Below are 19,146 nucleotides of genomic sequence, written 5' to 3' on the forward strand. Positions count from 1 at the left end.
CTATATATTATACCATAGATTGTCTAGGTTGTGTTACAAAGGTTTCTATATAAACAATCGACAGAAAGTGAGGAAACAAAATGAGCTGCAGCAAACGATTGGAACAAATAGAATATTATCTTACGCTTCTCCTAGAGACAGCAAGTACGAATGGCTATCCGTTTTATAGTCTGCTTATTCACAATGGAGTAGAAAAGCAGCAAGCTGAACCGTTTTTAGCATTCTGTGAATCGTTGAACAAAAAGTATGAATTGCAAAAAGCGGAAGGACTTCTATTCTATCATCCGCTTCTTACGGAATTTGAGAAAATGCTCCCAGCGAGCCTGCCGCTTGCAGATACCATACAAGCAATGGCACAGCAAGGCATGTATCGTCCGCTTATGCTGCAATTTATCGAGCTCTTACAAGAAAAAAGGGTCTTTTAGCTTTCCAGCTTCACGACCTTTTTGCCTTTCTCTGTAAAGTTTTCTTCGATATTCTCTAGAGATTTCTCAAAGATGTCAATGAAATCTTGTCCGTAAATATTTCTTAAAATCGCCATTAGCTCCATATTCTCAGGGAATTTTCCGTAAAAATCACGAAGCGGAAGCGCGCCTGTAAATATGGAGTTTTTCTCCGGGTCATACTCTTCCATAAGCTTGAGCAACAATTCTTCGCCTTGGTCTGTAATCTCAATATACGTATTTCGTTTATCGTCTTCTTTTTTAGAAAATAAAAGAAGCCCCCGCTCTTCCAGTTTTTTTGAAAAGTTGAAAGCCGTGGATACGTGCATAACACCAAATTTTGCAATTTCGGAAATGGAAGCACCCTTTAAATGATACGCAATCCACAAAATATGGTGTTCGTTAATATTTAAATCGTATGGTTTAATCCACTGTTGCCAATCTTTTTCTACGCATTTCCATAATGCTTTTGACAGTTGAGCGATTCTTTGACTAAAAATCATAGCTTCTTTGACCGAATAATGCTTCTCTCCACTTTTCATCGACTCACCTACTCTCCTCGTAATCTGAATTAATTAGTATCTATTATGCCAGTAAAATAAAAATTAATAAAGTACTTTTGTTAGAATTGTGAAAATTTTTCGTCAAGATTAAGCATATATATGCTTAATCTTGACGAATTATGCAGTGAAACCGCGTTACAACTTCATTGTGTAATGCTTTCAGTTTTTATTCGGAACTGACTTTTGTAAATGATCAATGGATTGCTGCAATTCTTCAATTTCTCGTTGGATGTTTTCGCGGTTTGGACTTGTTTCATTTTTCCAGGAAGAAAATGCTTTTTGAACATCTCCTGTCAGCTCAATAAATACATTCTTTCCTTCGGAAGCCGTTTCTGCGATCTGTTCTGTGAGCAGCTTTGTATCATCTTTTAGATCGGTTAATGATTTTTTGAAGTCCTCGCTTTTTTCCTTTAGCTTACGGCGCAATTCTGTTCCGGAAGAAGGCGCTGCAAGTAAAGCAGCGATACCCGCAACAGCGCTTCCACAAAGCAGTCCGGTAATAAATGCTTTTGTTTTTGTCATAAAAATCCTCCTTGCGCATTTTTGCTGCCCCCGCAAGATTCGTTGCTTTCGACGATTCTCATAATTCTCGGGTCAGCTTTGTCATTTTTGCTCTGTTCATGAATGGGACATAACAGGCATATCCATAGGAAGAGGAGGGATGAACGATGAACCTATTTACGCTCGTGCTTTTCTTAAGCAGTATGTTTTGCGTTATGCGGGCGGCGCTGCTGCTGCTCTCACTGAGACAAAAACGTGCATACCCGCCTGCACTTCTCATCAAACAACACGCTTTGTTCTATGGTTGTCTCGGCATTTTGATACTCCTATGTATGCTGTTGATTCGTCTGTTCGTCTAACTACATTATTCTACGCGACGGGCAATTGCGCCTGCCATTTCTTGTAAAACATCTGCTGTATATTCATTTTGGAATGATACCAATGTACTTTTAAAGCCATCGTTCTTGCCATAGCGCGGAAGCAGGTGCAAATGAAAATGAAAAACGGTTTGTCCCGCCTGCTCGCCGCTATTGTTTAACAAATTAAAGCCTGTTGCTCCATATTCCGCCTTGATCGCGTTGGCAATACTGGGCACAACGGAAAATAAGTGAGCGGCGATGTCTGGCGTAAGTGTAAATACATCCTGTTTATGTACCTTTGGAATGACGAGTGTATGTCCTTTTGTTGACTGGCTAATATCCAAAAAAGCAAGTACATGCTCATCCTCATATACTTTAGCGCATGGAATCGTTCCTTCTATAATTTTACAGAAAATGCAATCGTCCGATCTGTGGGTCATTTTTTTCATCCTTTCCATATTTATTAATCGTATTTTATCATATTTGCATACAAGAGAAAAACAGCGTAAGAAAGGGAAAGGAAAATATTACCTTATTTTTAGGGGGTTATTCAAAATTTCCCATTATATCGAAGGACTTCCTCGCTAAAAACTTATACTTTTTTAAGTACAAAAAAAACAGGAAGCTGAATTCAGCTTCCTGCTGGTTGAGAAAGGTGTGTTGAAAAGTTTATTGGACTACTGTACCTTTAGCAGACACCTCATTTATTTGGAATTATGCGTATATCCACTCTCTACTCTGCTCGAGACACCTCATTTGCAGTTAAAGTTGATCCATACTTTCCTCATTCATGCGTCTTGTTTAATCAGACAGTCGTATCTTTAACAGACACCTCATTTATTTGGAAATTATGCGTATATCTACTCTCTGCTCTGGTCGAGACACCTCATTTACAGTTAAAGTTGGCGCTGTTTCCTCATATTACGTCCTTTTTACTCCGAAGCTTTTGGGAGATACCTTGTTTCAAAAAGAGTACATATGGTCTCTAATCGAATCTCTGCTCTCCTACAGACACCCCGTTTCGTGGACTTGATGATCTGCGTATTATATGGTCACTTTGTCTTTGATCGACACCCCGTTTCGATGATGAAGAATTACCACAACAGCTATTCATCATTTCCTAGGCTATCGCTTTTCAACATCTCCCTTCCTCACCAATTATGATGTCCCGTTTTCGGCTGCTTATACAAAAGAATCGTCTATATATTTTCTTGATATAATTTCGGATGTGCTATGTAGTTTCTACATTTTTTGGTAAGATGGTAGTATAAACAATGTGTAAGAAAGGATTAACATATGAGGGAACTATTACAAGTCCAAGGTGTAACAGGAGGCTACACGAAACGCCCCGTTCTTCAGGATGTTTCATTTTCGGTGCGATCTGGGGAGCTTGTCGGCTTAATCGGTTTAAATGGAGCTGGAAAAAGTACAACCATTAAGCATATTATCGGGTTAATGGAGCCGAAGCAAGGGACAATTACCATTAACGGGAAGCTATTTCGTGAGAATCCGGAAGCATATCGGGCAAGCTTTACCTTTATACCAGAAACACCTGTTTTATATGAAGAGCTGACGCTTGAGGAGCATTTAAAGCTGACAGCGATGGCTTACGGTGTAGAGGAACATATATATGAAGAAAGAGCAGCACGGCTGCTAAAGGAGTTTCGAATGGGGAACAGACTGAAGTGGTTTCCTTCTCACTTTTCCAAGGGGATGAAGCAAAAGGTAATGATTATGTGTGCCTTTTTAGTACAGCCGTCCCTTTATATTGTGGATGAACCATTTGTCGGTTTAGATCCCCTTGGTATTCAATCCTTGCTGCAGTTGATGGAGAATATGAAGCATAACGGAGCCGGTATTTTAATGAGTACACATATTTTGGCAACGGCTGAACGCTATTGCGATTCGTTTGTAATTTTGCATCATGGGCAGGTACGCGCGAGCGGTACGCTTAAGGAGCTGCAGCAGCAGTTTTCCATGCCGAATGCAACGCTTGATGATATTTATATTGAGTTGACGAAGGAAGAAGATGATGAATATAAATGAACTATGGAGGCAGCGATTTCAGCTGTTTTGGAAGGAAGTCCGCACGTACGGGAAATATATATTTAATGATCACCTGAAATTTGTGCTCATCTTTGCAATCGGTGTTGGAGCGTATTATTACCAGCAATGGCTTGCGACGTTAACGCCGTCTTTTCCTACAGCTGTCGTGATTGCTGCGCTGTTTGCGGTCATTCTAACGGTAGGATCGGTGCAAACGCTCTTAAAGCCGGCAGACCTCGTATTTTTGCTCCCGGTTGAAACGAAAATGAGGCCTTATTTTGCAAAAGGCTTGCGTTTTACTTACATTATTTCATTATATATAATAGCTATCGCTGGAGCTGCCGCTGCCCCTTTATATTTTCAGCAGATGAAGCCGGCAGTTTCCTCATATTTGCTTATTTTACTTCTATTTGCGCTTGCAAAGCTTTGGAATTTATTTGCTTCTTGGGAAGCTCTATATATGACGGACGATGCTGTTATCATATATGATCGCGTGCTTCGTCTTGGGGTCAATTTTTTATTTGCGTATTTTTTACTTGCGAGGCTTTCTTTCCTTTATACAGGGAGTGTTGTTGGTGTAATGATTGTTTATTTGCTTTTATTGCATGGGAAAGCAAAGAAGCAAAGCCTGCATTGGGAACGTCTCATTGCCGAGGAAGGAAAAAAGCTTATGCTATTTTATCGAATCGCGAATTTGTTTACGGATGTTCCGGCATTAAAAGGACGGGTTCATCGAAGAAGATGGCTTGATTGGATGACCGCATTGGTTCCGCGCGAGCGGTATGATGCTTATTTCTATTTATATATAAGAACATTGCTGCGCTCTGGTGATTATTTCGGACTTGTATTGCGACTCCTTATCATCGGCGGAGTCGTTGTTTACATTTTGCCATTTGTATACGGCCGCTTCTTGGTGAGTATATTCTCTCTTTATTTAATCGGATATCAGCTGCTTAGCCTATGGAAACATCATCGCTCAAAAGTTTGGCTTAGTTTATACCCTGTCCCAGAGTTAAATAAGAAAAAAGCATTTCTGTCGCTTCTTGTTGCATTGCTTGGAGCTAGCAGCTTCATCATGGCGATAGCTGTTGGTGCAGCTGCAGCAGAGTGGTCAGCTTTTCTGCTTGCGCTTGTGTTGAATATAATATTCAGCTACGGATTTACGTATGTATATTGCTCAAAAAAGCTGGAAGCTCTCATATAGAGCGGAGGGAAGATATGAATGACACAATATGAACAAATGATCGAACGGCAGCTCGATAGCTGGAAAAAGGATATGACAAAACCATCTTCTTTTATGGCGCGCATGTCCAAGCAGGTGCAAACGAAGGTGCAGGAGTTGATTCCGGAAAAGGCGCATGCTATGCTGACGGAAACAATTAAAAAGATGCTGCAAGCGATTGTGGTGGGGTCTGATTTTATTAAACCTAAGCTAAAGGACACAAGCTTAACACTGCAGGAACGGGATGAACGCACTGCTAAAAAGATTGAGGATTATAAAAAAATTGCGGCAGTAGAAGGGGCGGGTACGGGAGCCGGGGGCATTTTACTTGGATTAGCTGATTTTCCGCTTCTTTTAACCATCAAAATTAAGTTTTTGTTTGATGCTGCAACGCTCTACGGCTATGATACAAGCAAGGAAGAAGAGCGGCTCTTTATCTTGCATGTGTTTCAGCTGGCGTTTTCCAGCGATGATCACCGCCGCGAAATTTTTGAAACCATTGAGAATTGGGGTAGTGTCAATAAGCAGGTGGATTGGAGAAAGCTGCAGCAGGAGTACCGTGATTATATTGATTTAGCAAAGATGCTGCAGCTTGTACCGGTCATCGGAGCGCCGGTCGGAGCGTATGCGAATTATCAGCTTATGAATCGTCTTGGAGAAATTACAATGAATTGCTATCGGATGCGATGGCTTCGAGAGAGGCAGGAGCGGCTATGACCGCTCCTGCTTTCTTATACTTTTAAGAAAGAAAATATAAATTTCCCGCTACGAGCTAATTCAACGCATAGGGAAAAGGGATAAAGCATAGGTGCAGCTCCGCCTAATCGTCGAGCTTTCTTTATTTTGTAAGAAAGCATTCCTTTTGCGGAATTGCCTAGCTTCACCGGCTTGCTCCTGTCTTTAGAATAACTCCCGCGCAAAAGGCAAAAGCACCTTGTGCACGGATTCTTCTGCAGGAGCAAAGGGAGGTCAATTCCACTTCCCTATTGGCTAACTCCATTGTTCTGCTTATTTACCAATCGCTTCATCGATAACAAAATTCACCAAAAAACACGAAATATAGTACATAAAGCATTGCATTTCTCAAATACTAAAATAACCACTATTTGGAAGGGGTGTCACACTCCGTTGAAACAGAAAAAATTATGGCTTCTCGGAATGGCGCTCGTTCTATTTACAGCCATCCTTGGATATATTCTCATCATCTCTCTCGGAGATTATGTCATAGATGAAAAAAAGCTTGTGCTTAACTCTGCCTCACGCATTGTAGATGAAAAGGGTAACGAAATTTCAAAGCTCTATACAGAAAACCGCGAGCTTATCTCCATTTCAAAAGTTCCGCTTCATGTGCAGCAAGCATTCTTAGCGACAGAGGATTCCCGTTTTTACGAGCATCACGGCATTGATTTTCCGTCCGTGTTTCGTGCGCTCTACAGAGATATACTGGCGCGAGGAAAAGTAGAGGGTGGAAGCACAATTACACAGCAGCTGGCAAAAAACGTTTTTTTGACAAATGAAAAGACGCTGCTGCGAAAAACGAAAGAGCTGATTATTGCATTAAACCTAGAACGCCGCTACACGAAGCAGCAGCTGTTAGAAATGTATTTAAACCAAATTTATTTTGGACACGGCGTGTATGGGATTGAAGCAGCTGCGAAATTTTACTTTAGCAAAAATGTACAGGCGCTCACAATCGAAGAGGGAGCTTTGCTTGCCGCCCTTCCCAAGGGGCCGAATGCGTACTCTCCTGTGCTGCATCCAGAAAAAAGCAAGGAGCGCCGTGATACTGTTTTGTCCCTTATGCATGAGGAAGGCTATATATCGGCTGAGGATGCTGTAAGATACCAAGGGAAAACATTGTCTCTTCATGTAACAAAAACTGAGCGTGAGCAAGCGTATCTTTCCTACATTGATATGGTATTTCAGGAAGCCGAGGCTGTGTACGGACTATCTTATGAAGAAGTGCTGCGCGGAGGATATACATTTGTTGTTTCCATGGATCCGGACATGCAAAAAACAGCATACAAGCTGTTTCAGGACGAAAGCAGCTTTCCGGGGAAGGATGCAGGTGCAGAAGGTGCATTGGTGCTGATGGACAGCAGAACAGGCGGCATACGCGCGGCAATCGGGGGGCGAAATTATGTACCAAGAGGCTGGAATCGGGTATTTGTAAAGCGGCAGCCCGGCTCCGTTCTTAAGCCTCTTCTTGTCTATGCCCCTGCGCTTGAGACGAAGAAATATAAGCCGTACTCTCTTCTTACAAACGAACGCCAATCATTTGATGGCTATGCGCCGCGAAACTATGATGACCATTATTCAAAGGAAATTACGATGTACGACGCCGTCAAAGAGTCTGCCAATATTCCTGCCGTATGGCTGCTTGATCATATCGGTCTGGAAACAGCGAAGCAGCCATTAGAGAAAGCGGGTATTTTCATTGAAGAAGAGGGACTTAGCGCAGCTTTAGGCGGATTAAAGGAGGGGACATCTCCGTTAGATATAGTGAAGCTATATCGTTCGTTTTCTGCGGGCGGCAAAGTGATTGAACCGCATGTCATAAGACAGATTGTAAATCGAAATGGCGATACGATTGCGACAGCTGCGCCAAAAGAAACACAAATTTTCTCAAAGCAAACAGCTTGGTATATAACGCGCATGCTTGAAGGGGCAGTAAAAGAAGGAACAGCACAAGCTGGTCATTATGAAGGAGCGTTAGCCGGAAAAACGGGTACAACGTCGCTTCCGGGTAATAACAAGGGTGCAAGAGATGTATGGTTTGCAGGGTATACACCATCGCTTGTAGGTGCATTATGGATGGGGTATGATCGCACGGATTCGGATCATTACTTAGTAGGGGGAAGCAATTATCCGACAAGATTATTCAAAAAAATTTTAACGGATGCTCATGCGGAAGTATTTGTAAAGTTCCCGCAGCCGAAAGGTGTAGAAAACGTGGAAGAGCCTATTCGGCTTGGTAAGCTGGAGAATGTGCATGTGAAGCTTATCTTTACACCATTTGGATTGTTTACAGCTAAGGTTACATGGACGCCTCTTCAGGATAAAAGGGTTCAATACCGTATCTATAAAAAAGAAGGAAGTTCATCTTCTCTTATTGGTACAGTTACGGGTAAAGGGGAATTTAAGGCGAAATATATTAACATTTTTTCTGTCCCTGAATTTTATGTGGTGCCGTTCAACCCGCAGACGAAGCAGGAGGGAGAAAAAACAGAAAACGTACATCCGTAACAGAAGCCCCGTTCATAGCCCTTATGCTATAATGAAAATTGTGTAATCCATTGAAAAATGTCAATTTATTGAACAGATGACCATTTCTTATGCATTTTGCTTTGTAAAAAGGTATAGTAAGAAAAGATGACAACATGGTGGTTGTTGAGGAAGGGAGACAGGAGTTTTGGTACGAAATATTAACGATACATTTATAAAGGCTTGCAGGGGAGAGAAAACAGATTATGTTCCGGTATGGTATATGAGACAGGCTGGTCGCTCGCAGCCGGAATACCGCAAGCTAAAGGAGAAATATTCACTGTTTGAAATTACGCATCAGCCTGAGTTATGTGCCTACGTGACAAAGCTTCCCGTTGATCAATACAACGTAGATGCAGCCATTTTATATAAAGATATTATGTCACCGCTTCCAGCTATTGGTGTTGATGTCGATATTAAATCAGGCATTGGGCCGGTAATCTCTAACCCAGTTCGTTCCTTGCAGGACGTTGAAAAGCTCGGTGAAATCCACCCAGAGCAGGATGTGCCATATGTATTGGAAACGATTCGTTTGTTAACGGCAGAGATGCTTGATGTGCCGCTAATTGGCTTTGCAGGGGCGCCTTTCACACTAGCCAGCTACATGATTGAAGGCGGACCATCCCGCAATTATAATAAAACAAAGGCATTTATGTACGCAGAACCAAAAGCATGGTTTGCGCTGATGGAGAAGCTTGCGGATATGACAATTACATACGTGAAATCACAGGTACAAGCAGGAGCGAAGGCTGTCCAAATTTTTGATTCGTGGGTAGGAGCATTAAACGTGGCGGATTATCGCGTATACATTAAGCCAACGATGGAGCGTATTTTTGCAGAGCTTCGCGCTACGAACGTGCCGCTTATCATGTTCGGCGTAGGGGCAAGCCACTTAGCTAACGAATGGAATGATCTGCCGCTTGATGTTGTAGGGCTAGACTGGCGCTTGCCAATTGAAGAGGCACGGGCGCGCGGCATTCAAAAGGCAGTTCAAGGAAATTTAGAGCCTGCGATTCTTCTCTGTCCGTGGGATGTAATTGAAGAGCGCGTAAAAGCTATTTTAGATCAAGGTATGAAGCAGCCAGGCTATGTATTTAACTTGGGTCACGGCGTATTCCCAGAGGTAAAGCCAGAAACACTGCAGCTTCTAACCAAATTTGTACACGAATATTCCAGGCAGCAGTTATCCTAAAGAAAAAACTGGACATAGATTGGCTTGCTCCTGCAGGAGAAGGGTCTTCACCCAAAGGAAGCAGGCCTTGGCAGCTAGATATCTAGATTTTTTATTTCCAAGTAAAGGTACAGAGGAGACGAAATCATACGTATGAAAAAGGTTATCGGTTTACTTGTAATGGCATACGGCACTCCTTATAAAGAGGAGGATATTGAGCGGTATTATACACATATTCGCAGAGGACGCAAACCGAGCGAGGCGGCTCTTGAAGAATTGACAGAACGTTACCGCGCAATCGGAGGTATTTCCCCGCTTGCGAAAATTACGCTTGAGCAAGCGGAAAAGCTAGAGGAAAAATTAAATACGATCCAAGATGAGGTGCAAATTAAAATGTATCTTGGGTTAAAGCATATCGAGCCGTTTGTAGAGGATGCAGTGCGGCAAATGCATGCTGATGGTATTGAAGAGGCTGTTAGCATCGTTCTTGCTCCGCACTATTCTACCTTTAGCGTGAAGTCCTATAACGGCCGCGCAAAGGAAGAGGCAGCAAAGCTTGGCGGCCCTGTCATTTATGATATTGAGAGCTGGTATGCAGAGCCGAAATTTATTTCTTACTGGGCAAAGCAGGTAAGAGAGACGTATGCGAGCATGACGGAAGAGGAACGAAATCATGCCGTTTTGATTGTATCAGCACATAGCCTTCCAGAGAAAATTATTGAAGCAGGAGACCCATATCCTCAGCAGCTGCAGGAGACGGCAGATCTTATCGCGAAGGAAGCGGGAATTGCACGGTATGAGGTTGGCTGGCAAAGCGCTGGTAATACGCCGGAGCCATGGATTGGACCAGATGTGCAGGATTTGACGCAGGAGTTGTATGATAAGCATGGGTATAAGGCATTTGTTTATGTTCCAGCTGGATTTATAGCGGATCATCTCGAGGTTTTATACGATAACGATATTGAATGTAAAGCGGTAACCGATAGAATCGGTGCCAGCTACTATCGTCCGGCGATGCCGAATGCGCAGAATGAGTTTATGGAATGTTTAGCGGATGTTGTGTTGAAGAAATTGAACAGCGTTTTGTCTTAGCAACAAGGAGGAAACAAATATGGGACAAAGGGTAGTGATTATCGGCGGCGGGATTGCTGGATTAACCGCTGCATATTACTTGCAAAAACATATACGAGAGCAGCAGCTCCCAATTGAAACATTGCTGATTGAAGCCTCCGGCAGACTGGGCGGAAAAATTCAGACCGTTCGCCGCGACGGCTTCATCATTGAACGCGGACCCGACTCGTTTTTAGAGCGAAAAACAAGCGCATCCCGTTTGGCAAGGGAAGTTGGCTTAGGCGACGAGCTTGTAAACAATGCAACAGGAAAATCATACGTTCTTGTAAATGGCAAGCTTCACGGTATTCCAAGCGGTTCCATGATGGGAATTCCGACGCAGATCACTCCTTTTGTTACATCTGGATTGTTTTCTCCTCTCGGCAAGCTGCGTGCCGGCTTTGATTTTGTTTTACCACGTTCTAAGGAGGTTCCAGATCAATCACTTGGACAGTTTTTCCGTAGACGTCTCGGAAATGAAGTGGTTGAAAATTTAATTGAACCGTTATTATCAGGCATTTATGCAGGTGATATTGACCAAATGAGCCTAATGGCGACGTTTCCGCAATTTTATCAGGTGGAGCAAAAGCACGGCAGTATCGTCCGCGGTATGCGGACGCTTGCACCAAACATGCCGTCGGGGGCAGGGAAGAAAAAAGGAATTTTCTTAACATTGGAAACAGGACTAGAATCGCTCGTAGAAGCAGTGGAGGAGCGCCTTGAAGCAGGAACGGTTATGAAATCTACGCGTGTTGAGAAAATCAACAAAACAGAGCTGGGCTATCGTCTTATACTAAGCAATGGAAAAGAAATCGAAGCGGCTGCGGTGATTATAGCAGCGCCGCATAAGATGCTGCCGGCGATGTTTTCACAATATCGAGAATTTCAGTTCTTTCGCAACATTCCCTCTACATCTGTTGCGAACGTTGCCCTTGCCTTTTCCGAGGATGCGATTCAAAAGGATCTTGATGGAACTGGGTTTGTCGTGTCCCGGAACAGTGACTTCACAATTACAGCCTGTACGTGGACGCATAAGAAGTGGCCGCACACAACGCCAAAAGGAAAGGTGCTGCTGCGATGCTATGTCGGTCGTCCGGGAGATGAAGAAATCGTCTCCCAATCGGACGAAGAGATTATCCAAGCTGTCCTAACAGATTTAAAGAAAACGATGGATATTGATGCGGAGCCAGAATTTACCGTTATTAGCCGTTGGAAGGAAGCAATGCCGCAATATACGGTCGGTCATAGGGAGCGGATGGCAAGTTTGTATGGGTTTATGGAACGAGAATTGCCGGGAGTGTATTTGGCAGGCAGCTCTTATGCCGGTGCGGGAATGCCGGATTGCATTGATCAAGCAGAGGCGGTAGTGGAGAAAATTCTTGTTGGTATCCAAAGGGATCTTGTGGTTTCGTTATAGCATAATATGTAAGGGGGCAAGACATTCTCTCATATAGTGATTAATGCATGAAACAAGTTTATTTTTCGGTTCTAAATGATTACGAAACATATTCAGTTTTCAATTGAAAAATGTAAGTCTCTCCTGATGTTAAATCTGTATTTCTAAAAGGGAGAGGCTTATGTTTGTTTTTTTTCTTAATATTCCAATATGGATTTTAAATTGGACCTTGTTAATATATGGGTTAAGTGCTATAATACGGTGGTTAGACTGAAAACATATAGATATGGAAAGATTAACTTCGCTTATTATATTTATTAGAAGTGAAACTTTTTCGTTTTTTATCATTACTAATACGTTTATTTGAATTAGATATGGTGATTGCAAATGCAGTTACAGGATGTGATATAAGCTTGCTTTTTTGTGATGTATTAAGTATAAATCAGAAATGCACGCTTAACTATCATGTACATGGCGGGTTCGTTACAATGTTAATTCTTTATATATTATTATTCAGAAAAAAGAAAAAGAATTTTTAGGATAGTCAGTTTGCAAGCAATTATCGCTACATGAGTTATTCTCCTCTTCTCATATATGATTTGTAAGTTAGGAACTCAGGTTTTAGGAGTAAGAGTAAAATGACGGTTTATAATCTCTAGTGATTGTTGTATATCGGTTGAAAATGATACTGTCCATAGCAAGTTCTATTTTTTTATTTTATATAACTACATACCGATTATCCATTATCTATAAACAATCATAAGATGATGGGCATATCCTAGTTTACTCGTGGAAAATAGAGAACCTAGGAACGATACAATATAATAGTTGTTCTGTTTCCTTTCTTAAATGTATATAAGAATCAGATTTTGCTATTTGTTTAGAATTGAGGAGGGGTACATGTGAAGAAAATTACCATTCTTGTACCAGCTTATAATGAAGAAGAAGTGTTATATCAGCTGCATGACCGTTTAAGCAATGTACTAAATACAATTCGTTCCTATGAATTCGAGATATTATTTGTTAACGACGGTAGTAAAGATCATACACTTCACATTATTAAAGAATTAAAGGAATTTGATCATAGAATATCATATGTAGACTTGTCGCGAAATTTTGGTAAAGAGACGGCGATGATCGCGGGACTAGACTATACAACGGGAGATGCTGTTATTATCATTGATGCGGATCTGCAAGACCCGCCAGAATTAATCCCGGAAATGATTTATTATTGGGAACAAGGATACGATGACGTGTATGCGAAGCGCAGCAGTCGAGCGGGTGAAACGTGGCTAAAAAAGTGGACCGCAAACAGCTTTTATAACATCCTAAATAAAATTACGAATGTACCCATTCAAAAGAATACAGGGGATTTCCGCTTATTGGATAGACGTTGTATTAATGCACTGAAGCTGCTGCGTGAGTCACAAAGGTATACAAAAGGAATGTTTAGCTGGATAGGCTATAATAAGAAGGAAATTTTATTTGATCGGGAACCGAGAGCGGCCGGTGAAACAAAATGGAATTACCTTAAGCTATTCAATTTAGCTATTGAAGGAATTACTTCATTTACTACAGCTCCATTGCGTTTATCGGCTATAAGTGGTTTTATTGTTTCTTTTGTTGCTTTTTGTTATTTAATTATTATTGTAACAAAAACAATTTTGTTTGGTGAAACTGTTCAAGGTTATCCTTCTCTCATGGCTGTTATTTTATTCTTAGGGGGAATTCAGCTTCTTTCATTAGGAATTATAGGCGAATACTTAGGAAGAATTTTCAATGAGACGAAAAAAAGACCGCTATACTTTGTAGATGAATATAATGGTCAAAAGGTTACAAATGAGGGAAGAAGGCTGGAGAGAAGAACAGGTGTAGGGGTAGGCAGGGCAGATGAGTAGCAGAAGGGAATTTGTTTTATACGTCGTGTTTGGTGTGCTGACAACAGTCATTAATATTGTTACCTATCTTCTTTGCACAAAACTACTGCAGATAGAGTATAAGCTGGCAACTACGATTGCTTGGATCATATCTGTTTTATTCGCTTTTGTCACGAATAAGCTGTACGTATTTCAGAGTAGTGGATATAGTGTGCAGTTCGTGCTAAAGGAAATGTTTCTTTTCTTTATTGCGCGCTTATTCTCGTATGGCCTGGATATTGGAACCATGCTATTACTAGTCGCGCAGATGCACATCGATGATTTTATTGCGAAATGTGTGGCAAATGTACTAGTGGTTCTTGTGAACTATTTTATAAGTAAATATGTAATTTTTAAAAAGAAGGTTAGTTATGAATAGTATTGAGTTTACTAATCTATTCACAAGCTATGTAGAGGCTAGGTAAAGAAAAAGGATTTTCTCAATGAGGGACGGACTGAACTTGAAGCGAGCGATAAAGCTTCCAATCCATAGAATACAAACTTTAATGAGGTATGTTTATGAGAAGTTTTTAACTAAGGAAAAGAAATGCATTTTTAGAACTTTCTATGAATCTAGACCACTTCAGATGGGTAACTCCATTTTTTTGTTACTCTAGGCTACGGTTTGAACTACCCCTCCTTAGCTTCGCTTGAAGAAGGAGATTCTTCCTGCGAACACCAAGCTAACGCTCAGTTATTTTAGCAGGCTCTACGAACCGTCCCTGAAAATTATAGTTTGTACGTTGGACTCGCACGCCTCCTACTCGGCTTGGTCTTCGCTCTACTTCGGTAGGCGTGGGAGATAGAACGTTGAAGATTTTACGGTTGCAACGACTTCCTGCAACCAACCTCATATCTTCAGTTTTCAAAGAACATCCTGTACAGGAAGATTACACCATACAAACAAATGTTTTGCTACGCAAAAACTGAAATTCATCCCCTCCCTACTACTCACTAGGTTTTGCCCTTCACGCTCCTTGGGGAAGGGTGTTCTTTCGGTAAATTTTGATAAAACTGTTTTATCTCATTTTTCAATCGCGATACGGTCAGAAAATAAAAAAACCACACTCTAAATGAAAGATAAAATCATGACGTAATCGTTTCACGAGATCTTTAATTGTCGGGATTCATTCCACAGTTCAAACCACGAGGGCATAGATCATCGCTGGATAATTCAATTCAGCCGGAGCACTATACACTGTTTTCTTGGATACAGTGAACAACAACGGTTCGATACGGAGCGTGGAAAAAATAGCTTCAAATCGCTTGGTTGGTTCTAATTCATATAAATCTCGCATGTCAAACAGACTTTCCTGTCGTATAACGAACATAGGGAGTCAACCTCTATTCTTGTTGGTTTGGTCACTAACAGTATACAAGAATGTGGGGAGGTACTCCTTTTTTATGTTCTAGAAACCCTTGGCACGTAAGGGCTGAGGGTTATGAAATTGATTTTATGTATATGGTTTCGTACATAGTTTATAATATGAGGGTTTGCTAAAATGAACCCTTAGTGTCTAGAGGATTGAGTTATACATTCTAAATATGTAAGTGATAATAAGAAAGGAGTTCTAATATATGGAGAAAGTGAAAAACTCATTGAGATATTTTAGCTTATTTTCGACCCCCATCATAATTTTAGCCATTGTATTTATGAGGCTCAAAATATCTCCATTCGGAACAGGATCAATCTGGTATATCGATCTACCAGCCCAGATAACCATGTTTTATCATCATTTATATGATGTCTTTAGAGGGAGCAGCAGCGCCATTTATACATGGAATTATGGAATGGGGACACCGTTCTGGGCAACAATCTGCTACTATTTAACATCGCCCGTATCTATTTTAATACTTCTATTCCCTAGGTCTTTTATTCCTTCTGCCATACTAATTATATGGATGGTAAAAATTGGTTTAAGTGCGATAGCCATGTCTTACTTATTGAAAAAGCACTTTACACAAAATCAGGCTACAATTTTTATTTCTTCTGTGAGCTATGCTTTAATGTCATTTTCCATCACTTATTATTTCCTGCCTATGTGGTTGGATGCTGTTTATTTATTACCGATTATCATTGCAGGTATTCATGACATTTTAAAATCAGAAAAGTACCACCTGTTTTTGATTAGTTTAACTATCTTATTTTTTGCCAACTTCTATATTTCCTATGCAGTTGGAATATTTGTCTTTCTTTACTTTTTGGTGGAGTGCTATATAAATCAGTTTACAACAAAGAATCTAATAAAGAGAGGTATTCTGTTTTTTAAAAGTGTCTTTTTAGCCTTCTTATTTACATCCTTTGTAACGATACCTACGTATTTAGAGTTGAAAGAAAACAAATATACGTCAGAAGCTATAGACTTATTTGCTCCACTGCTTAATCCGTTAGCTTTGTACAGTCATTTCTTTAATGGTTCGACTGAAGTACAAAATTTAAGTATATATACAGGATTAGGAACGATTCTTTTAGTGCCTTTATATTTTTTGAATAAAAAATACCATATTAAGGAACGTATTGCTTATGGACTGCTATTAGGATTTATTTTATTTTCCATGACAAATACCTTCCTAAACATGGTATGGCATGTTTTTGAAGTGCCAAATGGTGCATTTTACAGGTATGCCTTTACGGTATCCTTCCTTATGATTATTTTGTCGGTGAAGGCGTTAAATAAGTTGGAAGAGAATATGCCTAAGCAATTGTTAGGAATAGTTGTATTTAATTTCATACTGCTATATATTTCAACCAAGTTATTGAATCGAGCGATCTTTACACCAGCACTTATGAACAAGAATATTTTCATTCTTTCGTGCTATACGTTATGTCTTTTCTTTTTAATGAGAAAGCAATTCCTAATAAAAGTCCATACCTTTTCCAAGATAGGATTATGTCTTCTTGTTTTAGGAGATATGTTGCTGAACAGTCAATGTATTTTGCGAAACTATGCTGCTTCATCTGGTCCTTATAATTGGTATAGTATGAACAGCCCTTTTTATGAGAGAGCCGTAGCTGAGACACAAACATTAGACCCATCATTTTATCGAATGAAGGTTGATCCTGACTTAACTTTATTTCCAAATGATTCTTTAAGGTATAAATACAAGGGGATGAATATTTATACCTCTACTGGTCAGGGAGAGAATAATCTGTTTTTGGGAAAAATGGGATATTCTGCTAGCACAAGAGGAGTCTCTATGAACAATGGAATCTTTTTGAGTGATGCTCTTTTAGGATTTAAATATGCAGTGACTACAAAGGAGTTGGACGAAAGAGTTTATACAAAAGTATTAGAAAGAGGGCGTGTAAAGGTATATAAGATAAATATTAATCTTCCATTAGGTTATATCGTTAATGAAGGATTTATGGATATAGATACCCAAGCAGATTTTTTCAGTATTCAAAATAACTTAATGAATGGCTTAACTAGCAATGATAGTTATTATGAACAGCAGCAGCTGAAAATTAATTTACATTACTTAGAAAAGAGAACGGATAATGAAGGAAATCAAGTATTACAAAGACAACAAGGCAAGGCTGCTTCGTCAGTAGAAGGCTCTATAAGCATTTCAGATATAAGAGAACTGTATATACAATTAGATAGCAAAACATATGAGAATTATGAGGATAAAGTTGAAATTTTAGTAAATCACACTCCTATTCATGCGTTAAAGGTAGGATATATGAATTTACTTGATTTGGGCACGTATGAGAATGAGGATGTCACGGTCACAATTTTGTTAAAAGATAATATGCAAAGCTTTCAAATGCCCAAACTTTATACGTTGAATTACTCCAAGCTAGAAAAAGAAGTAAGCAAGCTAAATGAAAGCTCCCTTAAGATTAGAGATTACTCAGATACAAAATTAACGGGTGAAATTACAGTCCCATACAATCAAAAAATGCTCTTTCTAAGTATACCTTATGACAAAAATTGGAAATTAAAAATAGATGGGGGCTCCGCCGAATATGAAAAAGTAGGCGGATTTATAGGAGTTAAGCTAAACAAAGGAACACATATAGTCTCCTTAGATTATGTACCTAGAATATTATATATATCGATGGGAGTATCAGCACTATCTGTTTTCGCTTACACAGCATATATGATTTATAAGTTTAGAAGGTTCATCACCAAAACGTATAGTTGACAAAATCTTTTAGACATGAAAAAAGTGGAATTCCCAGTATTGTAAGAGTTGTCGAGACAATCACAGGAGGAAATTTTACTTACCTAATCAGTTTATCAAAGACTCATTTATTTGCCACACTTTACTGTCGAAACATACCAAAAAGATAGAGGTGGTTGGATATTTGTTTTGTAACTTGTTCCTGTTTTACATGTTTACCATGATATAGAGATTGAAAAGAAGTTAAATATCTATACGTAGATGGTTAGCTTCTTTTTCTTTTTAAATAAGGTTTTTTCAGTGTCCCCGCTAACTAATATGATGGTTATGAATTACCTCGCACTAGAGCACACTTGCTCACTCTAAATTCATATGATAAGATACATCTATACTGATTGACTAAAATATTCATTTGGTCAATTTAGGGAGTGAAGTAATATGACAATAGATCGAAGGCGGGCCATTATAGAGGCGGCAACGGCATCCTTTGCATCGTTTGGCTATAAAGCAACAACGATGGATCAGATTGCTAAAATGGCCAATGTTGGTAAAGGAACGATTTATACGTTTTTTAAAAACAAAGAAGAGCTGCTGGATGAAATTGTGACACGCCTAATGCTGGAAATGAAGCAGGCAGCAGAAGAAGCGGTTCGCACGGAGGATCCATTTTTTGAAAATGTCCACCGAGCCCTCTCCAGTATATTGGCATTTCGAAAGGACCATCAGCTTGCTGTGAAGCTATTTCAGGAGGAGCGAGACATTGGAACACCGGCTGTACAGGATGTATTACGAAGAATGGACAAAGCAGTTCTCTCTTTTATTAAGCATCAGCTTCAGCTTGCGATTGAAAAAGGTGAAATTCGCGAATGTGATCCTGAAATTACTGCATTTGTAATGCTTCGTTTATACATTGCACTGATTTCTGATTGGGAACGGCATCATGAGCCGCTTGGGGAGCAGCACATTGCCGAACTCTTTCAATTATACTTACTTGAAGGATTGTCTAAGTAGATAATCCTGCTTTTTT

At 40.1% G+C, this 19,146-nt stretch carries 16 protein-coding genes and 1 pseudogene; 13 read left to right on the plus strand and 4 right to left on the minus strand.

What is annotated here, in order from left to right; translation table 11 throughout:
• The first annotated feature begins 80 nt into the window (after window positions 1–80).
• Entirely contained in the window at window positions 81–425 is a 345-nt protein-coding gene (locus AC6HZ4_RS05395; RefSeq protein ID WP_497493957.1) for a DUF1878 family protein, read from the plus strand.
• On the opposite strand, the gene AC6HZ4_RS05400 is transcribed toward AC6HZ4_RS05395, so the two are convergent.
• Together AC6HZ4_RS05400 and AC6HZ4_RS05405 are read right to left on the minus strand one after the other, a co-directional pair.
• The gene (locus AC6HZ4_RS05400; protein ID WP_497493958.1) at window positions 422–985 is read right to left on the minus strand and encodes an HTH-type transcriptional regulator Hpr; all 564 of its coding nucleotides are present in this window, start codon (window positions 983–985) and stop codon (window positions 422–424) included. The genes AC6HZ4_RS05395 and AC6HZ4_RS05400 overlap by 4 nt on opposite strands.
• A gap of 180 nt (window positions 986–1,165) precedes the next feature.
• Window positions 1,166–1,528, minus strand: coding sequence for a YtxH domain-containing protein (locus tag AC6HZ4_RS05405; RefSeq protein WP_497493959.1), 363 nt, complete (start codon window positions 1,526–1,528; stop codon window positions 1,166–1,168).
• A gap of 146 nt (window positions 1,529–1,674) precedes the next feature.
• On the opposite strand from AC6HZ4_RS05405, the gene yhzF reads away from it, so the two are divergent.
• Entirely contained in the window at window positions 1,675–1,866 is a 192-nt protein-coding gene (gene yhzF, locus AC6HZ4_RS05410) for a membrane protein YhzF (protein WP_497493960.1), read from the plus strand.
• Between the two features lie 5 nt (window positions 1,867–1,871).
• Here the strand turns inward: yhzF and AC6HZ4_RS05415 are convergent, their stop codons facing one another.
• A complete protein-coding gene (locus AC6HZ4_RS05415; protein ID WP_497493961.1) occupies window positions 1,872–2,306 on the minus strand; it encodes an HIT family protein in 435 nt (144 codons plus the stop codon).
• 856 nt (window positions 2,307–3,162) lie between these two features.
• On the opposite strand from AC6HZ4_RS05415, the gene AC6HZ4_RS05420 reads away from it, so the two are divergent.
• The 9 genes from AC6HZ4_RS05420 to AC6HZ4_RS05460 all read left to right on the plus strand — a co-directional run bounded on the left by AC6HZ4_RS05420 (window position 3,163) and on the right by AC6HZ4_RS05460 (window position 14,370).
• A complete protein-coding gene (locus tag AC6HZ4_RS05420; RefSeq protein ID WP_497493962.1) occupies window positions 3,163–3,912 on the plus strand; it encodes an ABC transporter ATP-binding protein in 750 nt (249 codons plus the stop codon).
• On the plus strand, window positions 3,899–5,116 hold the full coding sequence (locus AC6HZ4_RS05425) for an ABC transporter permease (protein WP_497495609.1): 1,218 nt from the start codon (window positions 3,899–3,901) through the stop codon (window positions 5,114–5,116). Before AC6HZ4_RS05420 ends, AC6HZ4_RS05425 begins: the two co-directional genes overlap by 14 nt.
• 18 nt (window positions 5,117–5,134) lie before the next feature.
• Window positions 5,135–5,851, plus strand: a complete 717-nt coding sequence (locus AC6HZ4_RS05430; protein ID WP_497493963.1) for an EcsC family protein — start codon at window positions 5,135–5,137, stop codon at window positions 5,849–5,851.
• A 411-nt stretch (window positions 5,852–6,262) separates the two neighbouring features.
• Window positions 6,263–8,380 carry a transglycosylase domain-containing protein gene (locus tag AC6HZ4_RS05435; protein ID WP_497493964.1) on the plus strand — a complete coding sequence of 706 codons (2,118 nt, stop codon included), beginning with the start codon at window positions 6,263–6,265 and terminating at the stop codon, window positions 8,378–8,380.
• A gap of 166 nt (window positions 8,381–8,546) precedes the next feature.
• The gene (hemE, locus tag AC6HZ4_RS05440; RefSeq protein ID WP_497493965.1) at window positions 8,547–9,590 is read left to right on the plus strand and encodes a uroporphyrinogen decarboxylase; all 1,044 of its coding nucleotides are present in this window, start codon (window positions 8,547–8,549) and stop codon (window positions 9,588–9,590) included.
• Between the two features lie 132 nt (window positions 9,591–9,722).
• The gene (hemH, locus tag AC6HZ4_RS05445) at window positions 9,723–10,661 is read left to right on the plus strand and encodes a ferrochelatase (RefSeq protein ID WP_497493966.1); all 939 of its coding nucleotides are present in this window, start codon (window positions 9,723–9,725) and stop codon (window positions 10,659–10,661) included.
• Window positions 10,662–10,680: 19 nt separating this feature from the next.
• Window positions 10,681–12,096: a protoporphyrinogen oxidase gene (gene hemY / locus AC6HZ4_RS05450; RefSeq protein ID WP_497493967.1), complete on the plus strand. Its 1,416-nt coding sequence runs from the start codon at window positions 10,681–10,683 to the stop codon at window positions 12,094–12,096.
• Window positions 12,097–12,977: 881 nt separating this feature from the next.
• A complete protein-coding gene (locus AC6HZ4_RS05455) occupies window positions 12,978–13,973 on the plus strand; it encodes a glycosyltransferase family 2 protein (RefSeq protein WP_497493968.1) in 996 nt (331 codons plus the stop codon).
• The gene (locus AC6HZ4_RS05460; RefSeq protein WP_497493969.1) at window positions 13,966–14,370 is read left to right on the plus strand and encodes a GtrA family protein; all 405 of its coding nucleotides are present in this window, start codon (window positions 13,966–13,968) and stop codon (window positions 14,368–14,370) included. Before AC6HZ4_RS05455 ends, AC6HZ4_RS05460 begins: the two co-directional genes overlap by 8 nt.
• A 673-nt stretch (window positions 14,371–15,043) precedes the next feature.
• Here AC6HZ4_RS05460 and AC6HZ4_RS05465 read toward each other — a convergent pair.
• Window positions 15,044–15,322 (minus strand): annotated as a pseudogene (locus tag AC6HZ4_RS05465) (IS5/IS1182 family transposase); the annotation flags it as partial.
• A 247-nt stretch (window positions 15,323–15,569) separates the two neighbouring features.
• Here AC6HZ4_RS05465 and AC6HZ4_RS05470 point away from each other — a divergent pair.
• The gene (locus AC6HZ4_RS05470; RefSeq protein WP_497493970.1) at window positions 15,570–18,140 is read left to right on the plus strand and encodes a YfhO family protein; all 2,571 of its coding nucleotides are present in this window, start codon (window positions 15,570–15,572) and stop codon (window positions 18,138–18,140) included.
• Between the two features lie 417 nt (window positions 18,141–18,557).
• Window positions 18,558–19,130 carry a TetR/AcrR family transcriptional regulator gene (locus AC6HZ4_RS05475; RefSeq protein ID WP_497493971.1) on the plus strand — a complete coding sequence of 191 codons (573 nt, stop codon included), beginning with the start codon at window positions 18,558–18,560 and terminating at the stop codon, window positions 19,128–19,130.
• Window positions 19,131–19,146 lie beyond the last annotated feature (16 nt).

The sequence above is a fragment of the Ectobacillus sp. OTK genome (genome assembly GCF_059698935.1).